The sequence below is a fragment of the Tardiphaga sp. OK245 genome, assembly GCF_900108575.1.
Lineage (GTDB): Bacteria > Pseudomonadota > Alphaproteobacteria > Rhizobiales > Xanthobacteraceae > Tardiphaga > Tardiphaga robiniae.
This window is the reverse complement of record NZ_FNWZ01000003.1, coordinates 344,441-359,059: the sequence shown is the minus strand read 5'-3', so window position 1 is coordinate 359,059 and position 14,619 is coordinate 344,441. Positions and strand designations below refer to the sequence as shown.

The window sequence follows — 14,619 nt, the reverse complement described above, 5'->3', positions numbered from 1 at the left end:
GACAATGACCTTTGGACCAATAGCCTAAGGTTCCACCCTAGTCTTAGATCAGCTCTAGAGGAAGCGAAAAGCTCAACACTTCCCTGCAATGCAACGTTGTTCTGGCAATCATTTGGTGAGGGGAGTTGACCCATGTTTGCTCGCACGACTACGAATCCGACGTCTCGCCCAAATTCCCTCCGAGAGTTCGGCATGGCTAGTGACTCGAATCCCATCGTCAGCTTGAATGAGTTTACTTACAAAAAGAGCACCGAGATCTACGGGGAGAGGGAGCCTGCAGAATACGTATATCAGGTGAAATCCGGTGCCGTGCGAAGCTACAAGCTGCTCTCCGACGGCCGCCGTCAGATCGGCGCATTTCACCTCGCCGGAGACATCTTCGGGCTTGAGAACGGTGGCGAGCATCGGTTCACTGCGGAAGCGATTGTAGACACCACTGTTCGCCTCATTAAGCGACAAAGTTTAGAGAACGTGGCCGAAAGCGACGCCATGGTCGCGCGCAACTTGCTCAGTATGACCACAAGCAATCTGCAACACGCGGAGGATCATATGCTTCTGCTTGGCCGCAAGACCTCGCTAGAGCGGGTCGCAGCCTTCCTGCTTGAGATGGACAAGCGGTTGTCTGCCGCGGGCACTATGGCCCTGCCGATGTCGCGCCGCGATATCGCCGACTACCTGGGCTTGACGCTGGAAACTGTTTCCCGCGTCCTGTCGCGATTGCACGAACTGAGGACTCTCGGCTTCATCGGCAACACTCAGCGTCAGATTATACTCTTGGACCGAAGCAGACTCGCTAGTCTGGATTTACAGGACTGAAGCCGCGCGCACCGATCGCGGCAAGATGATCCAGCGTCTTACGCAACACTTCGAAGAGGACCGCAGTCGACCAGCCAAACATCAGAATGCCATTCATGGCGGTCATCGGCCCGATCAGCCGCCAAGCTTGCACCGGCGTTATATCGCCGTAGCCGAGGGTGGTGTAATTAACGAACGCGAAATAAAGAAGGTCGCTGTCGTCTGGGGCTGCGCCGACTATTGCATAGGCGAGCGCCCAAGCGAGCATTTCCAGCGTATGTGCAATCATGAGCACGGCAGCGACCCCGACCATCACGGCCATCAGGTGAACTCTCGGTCGCGTGGTGTGCCGTAGCCCTGCTGAGCGGGCGATGCCCACCGCACCAACGGTGACCAGCGCATGAACCATGATGGTGATCACGGTAACGATCGTACCGACGAAAAACTGAATTGCCATTGCCTGCCCAGATCCCTGCTATTTCGAACGCCCTCCGAACCATGCGCCAAAATAGCCTGCGTAGAGCGCGGGCAGTTCAAGATTCATCGAATGCCCGATACCGGGCACAAACACGAGCCGGCAATCTGGCATTACCGCAGCCATCGCCCAGAGATCGGCTGGCGGAATCCAGCCATCCTGTTCCCCCCACAACACCAGATGGGGATGCCGGATATCCGGCATGCGGCGCTTGAGTTCTCCACTCTCTCGTTCGCGGGTGAGATTGAGCGGCGTGCCGATCCAGATCCCCTCAGAAACGCCAAAGGTCTGCTCAATGATGCGTTCAAACAGCGCCTGAATCTCCTCGAGCCCTTCGCGAAAACTTGGGATCGCATTTGGCGCCAAGCTCTCCGGCAAGAATAGTGAGGACGCCGCGCTTGCCATTACCGTCCGTGTGAGTTGCTTGCTTGCCATCATCGCCCGGAAAACGTTGATCTGATCGGCATTGAAGGCCATACCGAGTGGTGAAACCGGATCTAAAGCGAATACGCTCCCAAAGCGCTCCGGTTGCATCAACAACATACGCGCGGCAATAATGCCGCCCGTCGAGTGCGTAGCGAGATGGCCGAATTTAACGCCTAGAGCGTCGAGCGCGGCTAACATATCCTCCGCATGCTGCTGCATGGAGTAGTTACTATAGTCGGCCATCGGTTTCGGCTGATCGCTTTCGCCGCAGCCACGCCAGTCGATTCCGATCACGCGCAGCCCCGAGGGAAACAGCGGCGCAGCGAGCTCGATCCAGTCCTTGCTGGCGAGATTGCCGTGAATGAAGACGACAGTAACATCGCCCCGCCCCCATTCCCGCCACCCCAACGAAACCTCGCCCGCCTGCACTCGTGACATGAGATAGACCTATTTGTTGAGACCAGCGGTTGGCGCCGAACCAGCCGGCGTGGGCGCCACCGGCAACGCCGATACAACGGCTCCCTTGATCATCCGGTCGGTGCCCAGCGGGGAGCTGGTATCGACCACTCCCTTGGTGACGAAATCCACCACGTCGGCGGAATATTCAACCGGGTTATCCGTGTGGATGAAGTGTCCCGTCTCCGGATATATCTTGAGCAACGGCCTGTTGCCGGCATTGGTCATGCGCGACATGAACGGCGTAATGACGTCACGTCCCAGGTCGGTTAGCCCGTTAAAAGCAGGCGTCGGGATAAATGGCTCCTTGTCCCCGAACGCGAGGAAGATCGGCGCCTTGATCTCCGTCAGCCGGTCGTAAAGGTTCTTCGGATCGTCCTGCTGCAACTCCGCCCCGATCGTGTAGACGTCGAAAATGAAGACGTTACACCACTGCTCGAGCTCCTTGGGATTTCCCTTCGTTAACCCAACACGCTGCTCCGTATGGAAGCGGGCATATTCGCTGTCGCTAAAGAAGTATCCGCTCTTGGCTGCCGACACCACGCCGGTCTCAGGGTCACGTTTCTTGAAGTAAAAGAAGTCGCGGATGTTCGGCTCAGATCGCCCCATTTCCGCTTTAAGAATTCCGGTCTGCTCCCAGCTCTGCTTCCACTTGTCGAAATCGCGGCCGAAGGCCTCATCGAACAAGCGCGCTTTCTTGTCCTTGGCGATCGTGATGTCGCGCGGATACTCCTCAAGACCAGACGGCGCTTCAAGCGCAAGGCCCTGCACTGCATCCGGCCAAGTGAGCGCGTAACCCATCACAAACTGACCACCAAGCGAGTGTCCAAGGTAATGCGCCTTTTTGACGCCGAGCTGATTGACAACGAGATCGTAAATCACCTCGCGCATGTCCTGCATGGTCCGCGCCGGGCTCTTATCGAGATTGCCGGGCCCTGACATGCCGTAATGAGGTAAATCCGGAACGATCACGCGCAGTCCGCTGCGCAGCGCATACTGCATGATATTGCCGTAGTGCCCGCCAAACGCGCCCTTCCCGTGAATGACGACAAGAACTTTCGGTTCCCTGTCGGTGCCAGCATATTCGTCCATGTAGCCGATCTGCCAGGGCGTTCCACGCTTGTCCTTCGCGGTCGCGTATTTGACCGGATAAGGATAGGTCACATGATCTTTCCAGAATGATTTTGTCTTATCCACATTCTCGGCAACACCAGGAACACGATAATTCTTGTCGACGAACTTCTGCGCCCGATCAAGGCTCGCCACGTCGTCCATGAAAGCCACGAACTTCGGATCGTTCTTGCGATTGTTGATAATCGGGAACACGCCGTAATGTGCGACCGGACTCTCCTCGGAAATGAGGTCCGCGCCCGGCACGCGATCGACGGCGCGCTGGGCGAGCTTGAAGTTCAGCCAGAGATCATTGGTGATGTGCATCACCAATGTGCGCGCCTGAATTCGGCCGAGGTACGGATTGACGTTGTAGGTTTCACCAACTCGATTGCGCCAGACAAGGTCGACCGCATCATACATCTTGGAGCGATTGTTGACACTGAGACCGGCCTTCTCGTTCGGTGGATCCCAATAGAAGACCTCGGGCTGTACCGATGCGAAACTCTGAGTAGTCCTGAAGCCGAAATCATATCCGGTCAGGCCGAGCACCGACCAGCCGAAGGCCATGCCCGGCAAGGGGTGCTTCTCCTTGGGAAGCTTGTAGTAATCACCTTTGGTGGATTGCCATACCGGATCAGATTGGATCGCGGCCGTCATCAACTGAAAAGTCCAATTACCGACGGGGTCCTCGGCGTCGGACTGGGTCGTTCCGCCGATCGGCATAAGTGCGCCGATATACTCTGGATGCAGCACACCCCAAACGTAGGTCTGCGTGCCGCCCATCGAGACGCCAGCAACAAGCGCCACGCGCGCGACCTTCAGGTGATCACGCAACATGCGGTAGTTAGCCTGCACCATATCAAAATAGCTGTATTGCGGAAATTTGATGCCTAGACCGTCTGATGGCTTACTAGCACCCCAAGTCCCCAGCGGATCGACCATAATGACATAGTACCGGTCGGTATCGATCGGTCGACCCGGACCAATAATCGGCACGCCGCCCGACAGGGCAGCGCCCTTGACCCATTGCTCATACATGTCAGTGGAGTCACCGGAATAATAGGAATTGATGACAACGGCGTTGGTGATCTCGCCCGCCGCATTGCGGCGTGCCTTCCCAATCGCGACATACGCGGTGCGCAGTTGTCCGCCACCGAGCGACTCCAGCGTGACCCCGCCCTCTCCGCCGTTCTCCCACTTGGTCGGATCGTTCAGATCATACTTACCGCCCAACCTGAAGTTTGGCACCTCATAGTACTTCTTCAGCCCATCATGTTGCACTTGCGACGACCGGCGTGTGAAGGGTTGCGCAACCGCGATTGCAGTGCCAACCAGCAACAGGATCAGGCTTACGAGGCAACGTTTCATGGCAGCTCTACCGGTCATGACGGTCTCCTCCCGATGATGTTTTGTGCATATCTTGAGGGGCTCAATCAGGAAATGCTTGATCTAGCTCAATAGAATTCGTCTTCGACCACTGATCATTGCGACGATCAAATCGCCAACCGGTCAGCGCAATGCCCTTCCTAAGCTACGGTTCATATCGGATACGTTATGAGCTCGACGGACCGACGGACGCGCCCGTCTACGTTCTGGTCAACGGACTGACGCAATACGCTGAATTATGGACGGCCTATCGCGACGCACTGGTGGCGCGTCACTTCCGCGTCGCGACGTTCGATCTGCTCGGCCAAGGTGCGTCCGATAAGCCCGCGCTGTTTATCCGTCAGGACGACCACGTCGCCGCATTGCATCTCCTGATTGGAGAACTCGGCGACGGTCCCATTTTTCTGAGTGGCATCAGCTTCGGCGGCCTTATCGCACTGCGCTATGCGATCGAACACGGCCATCGGCTGGCCGGTCTGGTGCCGATGAGCTGCTTTGCCGAGCTACCGCCTCAACTGTATCTGCTCGGCAATGCCTTGCGAACCGGGCTGATCCTTGGCGGCACCGGCTATCTTCAGGACCTACTGCTGCCTATGAACGTCAGCGACCAGTGGCTGAAGCCGGTTTTGGAAACGCTCGACAACGTCAAGCGGCAAGGCTGGCTTATCAATGACGTTTACGCCCTGCAGAATCTGATGGAGTCTTTCCTCGACTTCCAGCCTTTGACGCCGCAACTCCCTCTAATCGGCGTACCAACGATGATCCTTAACGGCGAATTCGACTTTCTGACGCCACGTGCACTCCACGAGACCCTGCGTATCCAAATTCCAGACAGCTCGCTTGTCATCGTTCAACGCGCCTACCACGCCTTTACGCTGGAGAAACCCGCGCTCACGGCCGACCTGCTCGCACGCTTTGCAGAGGATGTGCTGGCGGGGGGCTGGCAAGGCAACAAAGAAGTCTGGATTGCTCCGGAAGAAGCCGGCGGGCAGCTCGTTCCATTTCCGGCCGGCTACGACCATCTCCGAGCGATACCGGTACAGGAAACGAAACGATGAGGGCGTACCTCGGACCACTCGACCCCGAAGGCCGCGTGCCCTTACATCAGCAAACACGCGTCGCAGCATTCTTGATCTCGGCCCACGCCGCGTTGGCGCGACACTTCGCGTTCGCCGTGCCACTCAAGCTCGAATCCGCCTGGCAGACCGAACTGAATGCGCAATTCTATCGAGAAGCCGAAATCGTTTCCCTGTTGCTGCGCGCGACATCATGGATACCCGATCTTGCACTGAGCTATTTGGCAGCGTCTTGGGAAACCACATGGCTCCCAAGGCCCATCGAAGGCATTGACGATCACCCCCTGGCACTGGCGGGTGATTTGGCCGCCCGCGCGCATGCCATACATGCTGGAATTCGGCCCGCCGCCCTCCTGCCCCTCGAAGCCGACACGCATGATCCATTCGTTACGGCACTGCGCCGTATCGAATTTGAAAGCGGCCGCCTGCTGCAAGCACAGATACTTCTTCTGAAAAGCCCGACTCTAACGCCCTTCCGTGAAGCCGTGAGCGCTACCCTCGAACAGCGCCACGCAGAGGTTCGCAAGCTCTGGGCGGAAGCCCTCGAAGGCGTGGGAGTCTCTGTTCGCGAAGGAAATAATGACAAGTCTTGACGCAGATCAAAGGAGCCCCGGCTTCATACACCAACATTTCTTCACCGTCGGCTTTCCTGATCAACTGTTGACCGGAGCTTCATTATGAAGGCTGTTTCTCTGGAAGAAGCCATTGCGATGATCCCGACCGGCGCAAGCATCATGGTCGGCGGATTCATGGGTGTGGGAACGCCGGAACGCCTGCTTGACGAACTAGTGCGGCAGAAGAAGTCGAACATTTCTCTCATTAGCAATGACGCAGCCACCCCCGGTAAAGGGGTCGGGAAACTATTCGATGGCGCACAGGTGACCCATATGATCGGGACCCACATTGGCCTCAATCCGATGGCCCAACAGCAAATGTTGGGCAAACAAATCACCGTCAATCTGATCCCGCAGGGCACTTTCGTCGAGCGCATTCGCGCCGGGGGCTGTGGGTTGGGTGGCGTACTGACGCCGACTGGCGTCGGGACGCTGGTCGAGGAAGGCAAACAAAAGATCGATGTGGGCGGGAAGACCTATCTGCTCGAGACCGCCCTACGCGCCGATTTTGCGCTTGTGCATGCATTTCTTGCCGACTATGCCGGCAACCTGTCCTACGCCCTCACGGCCCGCAACTTCAATCCGGTCATGGCGATGGCCGCGGACACCGTCATCGTCACCGCGGAACATATCGTCCCGGTCGGCGTCATTGCGCCCGACCACGTTATTACCCCCGGCCCCTTGGTCGATTACCTCGTCGCGAACGGGTGATCTATGGATGCACAAACCATTATCGCCCGCCGCGTGGCGCAAGAGCTTCGACCGGGCAACCTCGTCAATCTAGGCATCGGCATTCCGACGCTGGTCGCAAACTATGTGCCGCCGGGATTAAGCATCTTCTTTCAGTCTGAGAACGGATTGATTGGCACGGGTCCCATCCCCGAGCAGGGGATGGCCCACCCGCTGCTGACCGATGCCGGTGGCAAGCCGATCAGCGCGCTGCCCGGCGCCGCCACTTTCGACAGTGCGATGTCGTTCGGTCTGATCCGCGGCGGCCATGTCGATATCACTGTACTTGGTGGTCTGCAGGTCGATGCCGGCGGGCACCTCGCCAACTGGACGATCCCCGGCAAGATGGTGCCAGGTATGGGCGGCGCGATGGACCTCGTTAGTGGCGCCAAACGTGTAATCGTCGCCATGCAGCACGCGGCGAAGGGAAAGTCCAAGATCGTCGCCCGATGCAACCTGCCCCTCACGTCGGCTCGGCCAGTCGATCTCGTCGTCACCGATATGGCGGTCATCGCCTTTCCCGGTGGCATCGCAACTTTGCAGGAGACAGCGCCTGGCGTCACCGTCGCCGAGGTGCTGGCGGTCACGGAGGCCGAGCTTGCCGTTCCAGACAAAGTTGCCGAAATGAAACTGTAACTAATGCAGAATCGGATCAAATCCATGCGAATTTTCAACGGATTCGAAGAGCTGAAGGCCGCCGTCGGGACAGAGGTCGGCGTTAGCGACTGGATCGAGGTAACGCAGGATCGCATCAACAAGTTCGCGGAAGCGACCTGCGACGAGCAATGGATTCATGTCGACCAGGAGCGCGCGGAGACAGAGATGCCGGGTGGTAAGACTATCGCTCACGGCCTGCTGTCCCTGAGCTTGACGCCGATGTTTATCCGCTCAGTGATGGGTCTGAAGGGGCTGAAGAATACCCTGAACTATGGCGCGGACCGCGTCCGCTATCTCTCGCCTGTGCCGGCCGGTTCAAAATTGCGTGGCCGCGTCAGCATAGCGGAAGCCGAGGAAGTACCACCCAACGGCTTGCGCACCCACTATCGCGTAACAATCGAGATCGAGGGCGGCAGGCGCCCTGCCTGCGTCGCTGAGGTGATCGGTCTACACTTCAGCTGAAGCAAGAAGGCCACGCGTCAATCGATAATGTGGTATCCGCCATCGACATAAAGCACACTTCCAGTGATCAGCTTGGCGCCGTCGAGCGCGAGGAATGCAGTCGCCCTCCCCACATCGTCAATGCTGACAAGACTGCGCGACGGCGCTTGCGACTGCGCCTTGTCCATCAATTCGTCGAACTCGGGAATGCCGGACGCTGCGCGCGTTGCCAGCGGCCCCGGCGAGATCGCGTGTACGCGAATGCCCTTTGGACCAAGCTCGGCTGCTATATAGCGCACTGCGGCCTCCAGAGCCGCTTTCGCGACACCCATGACGTTATAGTTCTTCACCACCATCTGACTACCGTAATAGGTCATGGTAAACATCGTGCCACCGCTCTTCATTAGCGGCTCTGCCAGATGCGCCATCCGCATAAACGACCAGCAGGAAACGTCCATGGTCTTCTGAAAGCCCTCACGATCCACGTCAACCACACGGCCATGCAATGCATTCTTGGGTGAGAAAGCAATGGAGTGCAAAAGAAAGTCGAGTTGCCCCCATTCCTTGCCGATCCGCTCAAACACCTTTTCGGTTTCTCCTTCAACCATCACATCAAGCGGCATGAAGATTGGAGACTCCAGCGCCTCCGCAAGCGGCTCGACGTGCTTCTTGGCCTTTTCGTTGAGATATGTAACGGCAACGTCGGCGCCGAGCGCTCGAAACGCTTTGGCGCAGCCCCACGCGATAGATTGGTCGTTGGCTATACCGACGACGAGTCCCTTCTTGCCTTTCAACGCGATACTGGTCTCGGGATATACCGGAATCTTCATGACACTCTCTCATGTTTCTGATCGTGCGTTTTCGGATTCACCAACAACGACAGCGTATGCTGCGCAATCATCAGCTCTTCATCGGTGGGAATGACATAGACGGGAACACGGCTGTCGACTCGCGATATCCTGCTGGCGTGTCCAGCATTCTCTCCCGGATCAAGCATGACTCCGAGCCAGGCAAGCCTCTCGCCAATACGTGCGCGGATCGATGCCGAGTTCTCACCGATTCCGGCCGTGAACACGAAGGCGTCGAGGCCCTGCAGCGCGGCAGCGAGCATGCCGGCGTGGAGCCCCACCCGGTAGACGAAGTATTCAATCGCAAACGCTGCGCGCGGATCTTCGCTGCTTTCAAGTTCACGCATGTCATTGCTGACGCCGGATAGCCCTTTCAGGCCGCAGTCCCGATAGAGAAAATCCTGTACCTTCGATATCGACATGCCTTTCTCTGCAATCAAATACAGAACGACGCCGGGATCGAGCTGGCCGACACGCGTTCCCATCGCGAGCCCATCGAGCGCCGTAAAGCCCATTGTGCTCTCGACACTCTTTCCATTCTTGATCGCGCCCATCGAGGCGCCACTGCCGAGGTGAGCGACGATCACGCGCCCGCCAGCGACGTCGGGCGCAACCTGCGGCAGGCGCTTGGCGATATATTCGTACGAGAGGCCGTGGAAACCGTAACGCCTGATGCCTTCGGCATGGAGCTGGTAAGGGATCGCGTAGTGATCCGCGAGAGCGTTATGGTCACGATGAAAGGCGGTGTCGAAACAGGCGACCTGCGGCAGAGCCGGGAAGTTGTTCAGGATCGTTTTTATCGGCGCCAGGTTATGCGGCTGGTGTAGCGGGGCCAGCGAAACATATCGCTCCAGGCGCCCCACGACGCCGTGATCAATCAATACCGGATTTGCATAATCCGGCCCGCCATGGACGACGCGATGGCCGACGGCGACGGGGTTGATATTGCGTTCTTCGCGGAGCCACGCGCCGGCAACGGACATCGCAGCTGGCACGTCAGCCACGGCCTCGATCGGATAGGCACGATCGGCCATCGGCTCACCATTAGGCCCGTTCGCACGTAACCGCGGACGACTGCCGATTCCATCGATCTGGCCCTTGATCCGCCTGTATAAGTTCCCCTCTCCCTCGACCGAAAAGACCTGAAACTTGACGCTCGACGAGCCAGCATTGACGACAAGGATTGTGTCCATGGCCATCACCCAGCAACTGTTGGCGCGCGTTGACGCCTAGCATGCGCATATAGCGACGCGATGGCGCAAGACGCCATCCGCGCGCGTGCCGTGTCGGCTCGTGACGTCAACACAACAGGCACTCGGGCACCGAGCACAACTCCCGCACCATCGGCCTTGGCGAAATACGCCAGGTTCTTTGCCAACATGTTGCCGGCCTCAAGGTTAGGAACAACCAGTATCTGCGCACGGCCTGCGACCTCGGACTTGATGCCCTTGATCCGCGCCGCGTCAACATCGATGGCGTTGTCGAATGCCAGCGGTCCGTCGAGCAATCCCCCGGTGATCTGACCTCGGTCTGCCATTTTGCACAGCGCTGCCGCCTCGATCGTCGAAGGAATCGTGGCGGTGACGGTTTCTACCGCGGACAGAATCGCCACGCGAGGAGACTGGCCGAACCCGGCCTGATTATAGAGGTCGATGGCGTTCTGGATGATGTCCCGCTTGGCTGCGAGATCCGGAAAGATGTTAATTGCAGCATCTGTGACGAAAATAGTCTCGGCATAGGCCGGCACGTCCATCACGAAAACATGGCTGATGCGCCGATCGGTGCGCAGGCCGCCTGTCTTTGCCGTTACCGCGCGCATGAGCTCGTCGGTGTGCAGGCTGCCCTTCATCAGCATTTCTCCTTTAGCTGCATGAATCAGCTCAACGCCTTTGGCGGCAGCATCTTCGCTATGCGCGGCATTGACGATTTCAAAGCCCGTGATGTCAAACCCACCCTGTGCCGCGGTGTCCCTGATCTTTTGCTCCGGGCCGACCAGGATCGGCCGGATGATGCCGGCCTGCGCACTGTCGACCGCCCCGCGCAGTGAGGTTTCGTCGCAAGGATGCACAACGACGGTAGGAACCGGTGGCACGGCCTTCGCCGACGCGATCAATCGATCATATTTACTGGGAGATCGTGCTTGGTTCGCATCGGTTGACATAGTGTTGCTCCCAATCTCTTTTGAACTTTCTTTACGACGCTCGTGTCTCAGGGTCGAATGTGCCAACGTTTGACGCTCCCGCCTCTCCTGCGTCGACACCGAACAACCCGGCGATCCGCGCCAAACGGCCCGCACGTTCGCCAGTGATGTCACCGCTGGCGGACAAAACCTCACGCATTGCCGTAAAGACCGAGCGCTTTTGAGCACTGTCCGCGGGCAACAACTTCGGAATAGCGGCCAGCGCCCCTTCGGGATCGAGCAACAACATGAAGAACTGCTCGCGCACCAACATCTTGAACTCAGGCAGCGTCAGTCGTGCTCCAGCGTGATCGCTCCGAACCTGACGCAGTGCCTCGATGCTTCGCTCATCGACCATTCCCCGCGCAGAACCCACATAGAGCAATGAGCGCAAGGTCGCTTCGCGTAAGCCCCCTTGGGAAATCTTCGATCTTAACTCAGCGATCCTCTTGTCGAGCATCGCGCGGTGTTCATCCGACATCTCCCGACGACGCGACGGCTCGGACTTCGGATCAATGCCGACGGCCGCCTGCAACGCCGGCGAACCATAGATGTTGAGGAACATGGCTTCGCTCAGCGCCTCCTGAGAGTCACGCCAGCTATCCAGCAGATGAACGATTTGCTCTCCCATCTGCTCCTGGAATGCGAGGAAGGGATTGCTCTTCGAAACCGGTTTACGGTTATCCTCAATGTCTTCGGCTACGGACTTTACGGCGCTCATCCACGGATTTTTGCTGCTGAAGGCTTCATATTGCAGTCGTAACGGGTGCAGATTACGCATCATCTCCGCCATCCGCGGCGTCACTGCGTTCTTAAGCCAGGGTTGAACAAATTTTTGGTAGGCTGCGAGATTCATCTCAGAGACGCGCTTAGCCGCAGCGAAACGCCGTTCGTCCTCAGGCGAATTGCCACCCATGGCCCTGATATCATCGAGCGTCCGCGCCTCGCAGCGCATCACCCATTGGCCTACGACAAGGTCGGAGTTCGTGGTCTCCTCGCCCTTCGCCTCGAAGGTCGCTTCATAGAGACCCGGTGGCAGCACATCTATGAGATCAATATTGCTAGAAAATTCGGCGTGTTCCTTCTTGGCGACGCCACCGGAAACGAAAATGCCGAGATGGCCGATGCTTTGGTGAACGGTATAGACAATCGTCTGCCCATACGCCCTGATCTCATCCACATCAGCATAGCAATCCAGTATCCAATTCAGCGCTTGTTGCGGCGGCGTAACGTTGTCACCCTCGGAACAGAACACCAGGATCGGTGACCTGATGTTGCGCAAGTCCACCTTTTGTCCGTCTGACATCTCGACCTTACCGGCGGCAAGATTGTTGCCGATGAAAAGCTCGTCGACGATGAACTGGATTTCCTCGGCGTTCAGATTAACGTGCCCACCCCACCAGCGCTCAAACTCGAGATAGCGATCCGCCTCGGTATCAATATTGGAGTAGACGTTATACTGCTTGGTCCACAGTGTGTTCGAAGGGTTCTGACTCTCGAAGTTCTGCACCAGCCACGCGCCATCGAATTTTCCCGCACCGAGATCACTGGTCATTGCGGTGAGCCAACTGCCGCCCATGAGGCCACCCGAATAACGCATCGGATATTTGCCGTGCACGCCTTCCCAATAAGCCAGCGGAGCCCCTGCAATGATCAGAGGCCCGAATAGCTCGGGTCGCAGTGACGCCAGGATCATGACGGCCCAACCGGCCTGGCAATTGCCGATGACGCAGGGCTTGCCGTCGGCCTTGGGATGCAGGCTGATGACCTTCTCGATGAACTGCGCCTCGGCGCGCGCAATGCGCTCGATGGTCTGTCCCGGCATAGGTTCGGGGAGAAAGCCGATGAAATAGCAGGAGTGCCCCGCTCTCATCGCTACGCCGATCTCACTGTCAGCCTTGAATCCGCCGATTCCCGGACCGTGACCAGCACGAGGATCGATCACGATGAAGGGGCGCCGCTCGATATCGATTTCGACGTCGTCTGGCGGAACGATGCGGACCAGTGCATAGTTGACGGGTTCGATCAGTTCGCGACCATCGATGATCAATTCGGCTGCATATTGCAATACATGCGGCGCTGTCTGTGCGACGTGCTCACGATACTGATCGCCGCGTTGGCGCATGACGTCCAGGAACAGCATACTCCGCTGCCCCGCATCGACCATGTATTCCACTGCCGAGGCAACAAGCCCGGACATGGGGCCGCCCGGCAGGTTTGGCGTTTCCGTCGACATGTTCCGACCTCATCGTCGCGCAAGCTCATTCAAGGGGCTTCCCGGCGCGCAACGTTGATCTAGGTCAAGGGTCTACAGTGAGTTCGGCGCCGGTTGGGAGCGATCTTCACGAATCCATGCGGCGATCAACTCCCAGGCAACCGATAGAATAATCGGCCCGATGAAGAGACCGACAATTCCGTGCGCGAGTGTTCCGCCTATCACTCCGATGAAGATGACGATTGTTGGCGTGGTAAGTCCACGGCCCATCACGAGTGGTTTCAGTATATTGTCGAGAATGCCAACGGCGGTGAGAAATAACGTCAGCAGCAGCGCTGTGGTGAAATCCTTATCCATCCAGATCCAGATGATCACGGGAAAGAGGACGATTGCCGCACCGATTTGAACGATGGTCAGCAACATGACCCCGAAAGCCAGAAGGCCGGCGCTGGGAATGCCGGCCATCTTGAAGCCTATGCCGGCCAATAAGGCCTGCACGACCGCGACGCCGATCACGCCTTGAGAGACGGCGCGGATTGTCGCCCCCGCCAAATCCAGCAGATGTTCGCTCTGCTCGTGAACGATGAGTGACAGAAGGCGCCTGCCGCCCGAGACCAGTTGAGGGCCATAGGGAAAGAGGAACCCGGCTATAAGGACGGACAGGAGAAATTTGAGCGTCCCAACGCCAGCGCTGCCCGCAAGTGTGAGCATCGTCCCTGCCAAGGGCTTCAAATACGGTGCTACCTCACGCAAGACTGTCCGGATGTTACTGGATGCCCGGCCCCAGAATTCGTAGAGCTTGGGCCCGACAATCCGCCATTCCCTGACCTGTTCGGGCGGTGACGGAATGGCCAAATTCCCGGCGGTCAGTTCACCGGCGAGTTGCCTCACCCCCTCCACTGCGCTCAAGCCAAGCCATGTCGCCGGCCCCACGACAATTGCAAGATTGACGACGGTGAGGATGACCGCGGCGGTCTTTGGACGACCGCCAAGCAATTTGGTCAGCCAGTTGAAGGCGGGATAGAAGGCGACTGCGAGGACACCGCTCCAGGCCAGAATTGGCACGAATGGACGGATCACGATAAATGTCCAGATCGCCAGCAGCGCCAGCAGTCCCAGCCGGACTACAAGCTGGATGACGTCGTCTCCGGATAGAAGTTGCCGGACGTTTCTCACGGACACGCCTTGATCTGTTCAGGTTGCGAGAGC

At 58.0% G+C, this 14,619-nt stretch carries 14 protein-coding genes; 6 read left to right on the top strand and 8 right to left on the bottom strand.

Annotated elements, in window-relative coordinates:
* The first annotated feature begins 132 nt into the window (after positions 1–132).
* Positions 133–816: a helix-turn-helix domain-containing protein gene (locus BLW80_RS14290; RefSeq protein WP_093758472.1), complete on the top strand. Its 684-nt coding sequence runs from the start codon at positions 133–135 to the stop codon at positions 814–816.
* Here the strand turns inward: BLW80_RS14290 and BLW80_RS14285 are convergent.
* From BLW80_RS14285 to BLW80_RS14275, 3 genes are read right to left on the bottom strand one after another with little or no spacing between them, the layout of a single operon-like run.
* Complete coding sequence (locus BLW80_RS14285; protein WP_093758471.1) at positions 794–1,252, bottom strand: potassium channel family protein; 459 nt, start codon at positions 1,250–1,252, stop codon at positions 794–796. The genes BLW80_RS14290 and BLW80_RS14285 overlap by 23 nt on opposite strands.
* 18 nt (positions 1,253–1,270) lie before the next feature.
* Positions 1,271–2,134 carry an alpha/beta fold hydrolase gene (locus BLW80_RS14280; RefSeq protein ID WP_093758470.1) on the bottom strand — a complete coding sequence of 288 codons (864 nt, stop codon included), beginning with the start codon at positions 2,132–2,134 and terminating at the stop codon, positions 1,271–1,273.
* Between the two features lie 9 nt (positions 2,135–2,143).
* Positions 2,144–4,651, bottom strand: a complete 2,508-nt coding sequence (locus BLW80_RS14275) for an alpha/beta hydrolase (protein ID WP_093758469.1) — start codon at positions 4,649–4,651, stop codon at positions 2,144–2,146.
* 131 nt (positions 4,652–4,782) lie between these two features.
* Between BLW80_RS14275 and BLW80_RS14270 the strand changes: the two genes are divergently transcribed.
* The 5 genes from BLW80_RS14270 to BLW80_RS14250 all read left to right on the top strand — a co-directional run bounded on the left by BLW80_RS14270 (position 4,783) and on the right by BLW80_RS14250 (position 8,189).
* A complete protein-coding gene (locus BLW80_RS14270) occupies positions 4,783–5,709 on the top strand; it encodes an alpha/beta fold hydrolase (RefSeq protein WP_093758468.1) in 927 nt (308 codons plus the stop codon).
* Positions 5,706–6,320: a hypothetical protein gene (locus BLW80_RS14265; protein WP_093758467.1), complete on the top strand. Its 615-nt coding sequence runs from the start codon at positions 5,706–5,708 to the stop codon at positions 6,318–6,320. The genes BLW80_RS14270 and BLW80_RS14265 overlap by 4 nt, the downstream gene beginning before the upstream one ends.
* A gap of 84 nt (positions 6,321–6,404) precedes the next feature.
* A complete protein-coding gene (locus BLW80_RS14260) occupies positions 6,405–7,052 on the top strand; it encodes a CoA transferase subunit A (protein ID WP_093758466.1) in 648 nt (215 codons plus the stop codon).
* A 3-nt stretch (positions 7,053–7,055) separates the two neighbouring features.
* Complete coding sequence (locus tag BLW80_RS14255) at positions 7,056–7,706, top strand: 3-oxoacid CoA-transferase subunit B (RefSeq protein ID WP_093758465.1); 651 nt, start codon at positions 7,056–7,058, stop codon at positions 7,704–7,706.
* A gap of 24 nt (positions 7,707–7,730) precedes the next feature.
* Positions 7,731–8,189, top strand: a complete 459-nt coding sequence (locus BLW80_RS14250; RefSeq protein WP_093759089.1) for a MaoC family dehydratase — start codon at positions 7,731–7,733, stop codon at positions 8,187–8,189.
* A 17-nt stretch (positions 8,190–8,206) separates the two neighbouring features.
* Here the strand turns inward: BLW80_RS14250 and fabI are convergent, their stop codons facing one another.
* The 5 genes from fabI to BLW80_RS14225 all read right to left on the bottom strand — a co-directional run bounded on the left by fabI (position 8,207) and on the right by BLW80_RS14225 (position 14,586).
* Positions 8,207–8,998, bottom strand: coding sequence for an enoyl-ACP reductase FabI (gene fabI / locus BLW80_RS14245; RefSeq protein WP_093758464.1), 792 nt, complete (start codon positions 8,996–8,998; stop codon positions 8,207–8,209).
* Positions 8,995–10,209: an acetate/propionate family kinase gene (locus BLW80_RS14240; protein WP_093759088.1), complete on the bottom strand. Its 1,215-nt coding sequence runs from the start codon at positions 10,207–10,209 to the stop codon at positions 8,995–8,997. Before BLW80_RS14240 ends, fabI begins: the two co-directional genes overlap by 4 nt.
* Positions 10,210–10,214: 5 nt before the next feature.
* A complete protein-coding gene (locus tag BLW80_RS14235; RefSeq protein WP_093758463.1) occupies positions 10,215–11,177 on the bottom strand; it encodes a phosphate acetyltransferase in 963 nt (320 codons plus the stop codon).
* A gap of 31 nt (positions 11,178–11,208) precedes the next feature.
* A complete protein-coding gene (locus BLW80_RS14230) occupies positions 11,209–13,431 on the bottom strand; it encodes a DUF3141 domain-containing protein (RefSeq protein WP_093758462.1) in 2,223 nt (740 codons plus the stop codon).
* A 72-nt stretch (positions 13,432–13,503) separates the two neighbouring features.
* Positions 13,504–14,586, bottom strand: coding sequence for an AI-2E family transporter (locus BLW80_RS14225; protein ID WP_093759087.1), 1,083 nt, complete (start codon positions 14,584–14,586; stop codon positions 13,504–13,506).
* Positions 14,587–14,619: the final 33 nt, after the last annotated feature.

Excerpts from the sequence above, each read along its gene's own strand:
- BLW80_RS14230 (WP_093758462.1), bottom strand. The coding sequence starts at position 13,431 with ATGTCGACGGAAACGCCAAACCTGCCGGGCGGCCCCATGTCCGGGCTT.
- BLW80_RS14275 (WP_093758469.1), bottom strand. The coding sequence starts at position 4,651 with ATGACCGGTAGAGCTGCCATGAAACGTTGCCTCGTAAGCCTGATCCTG.
- BLW80_RS14260 (WP_093758466.1), top strand. The coding sequence starts at position 6,405 with ATGAAGGCTGTTTCTCTGGAAGAAGCCATTGCGATGATCCCGACCGGC.
- BLW80_RS14270 (WP_093758468.1), top strand. The coding sequence starts at position 4,783 with ATGCCCTTCCTAAGCTACGGTTCATATCGGATACGTTATGAGCTCGAC.
- BLW80_RS14280 (WP_093758470.1), bottom strand. The coding sequence starts at position 2,134 with ATGTCACGAGTGCAGGCGGGCGAGGTTTCGTTGGGGTGGCGGGAATGG.
- BLW80_RS14240 (WP_093759088.1), bottom strand. The coding sequence starts at position 10,209 with ATGGACACAATCCTTGTCGTCAATGCTGGCTCGTCGAGCGTCAAGTTT.
- BLW80_RS14255 (WP_093758465.1), top strand. The coding sequence starts at position 7,056 with ATGGATGCACAAACCATTATCGCCCGCCGCGTGGCGCAAGAGCTTCGA.
- BLW80_RS14290 (WP_093758472.1), top strand. The coding sequence starts at position 133 with ATGTTTGCTCGCACGACTACGAATCCGACGTCTCGCCCAAATTCCCTC.
- BLW80_RS14235 (WP_093758463.1), bottom strand. The coding sequence starts at position 11,177 with ATGTCAACCGATGCGAACCAAGCACGATCTCCCAGTAAATATGATCGA.
- fabI (WP_093758464.1), bottom strand. The coding sequence starts at position 8,998 with ATGAAGATTCCGGTATATCCCGAGACCAGTATCGCGTTGAAAGGCAAG.
- BLW80_RS14285 (WP_093758471.1), bottom strand. The coding sequence starts at position 1,252 with ATGGCAATTCAGTTTTTCGTCGGTACGATCGTTACCGTGATCACCATC.
- BLW80_RS14265 (WP_093758467.1), top strand. The coding sequence starts at position 5,706 with ATGAGGGCGTACCTCGGACCACTCGACCCCGAAGGCCGCGTGCCCTTA.
- BLW80_RS14250 (WP_093759089.1), top strand. The coding sequence starts at position 7,731 with ATGCGAATTTTCAACGGATTCGAAGAGCTGAAGGCCGCCGTCGGGACA.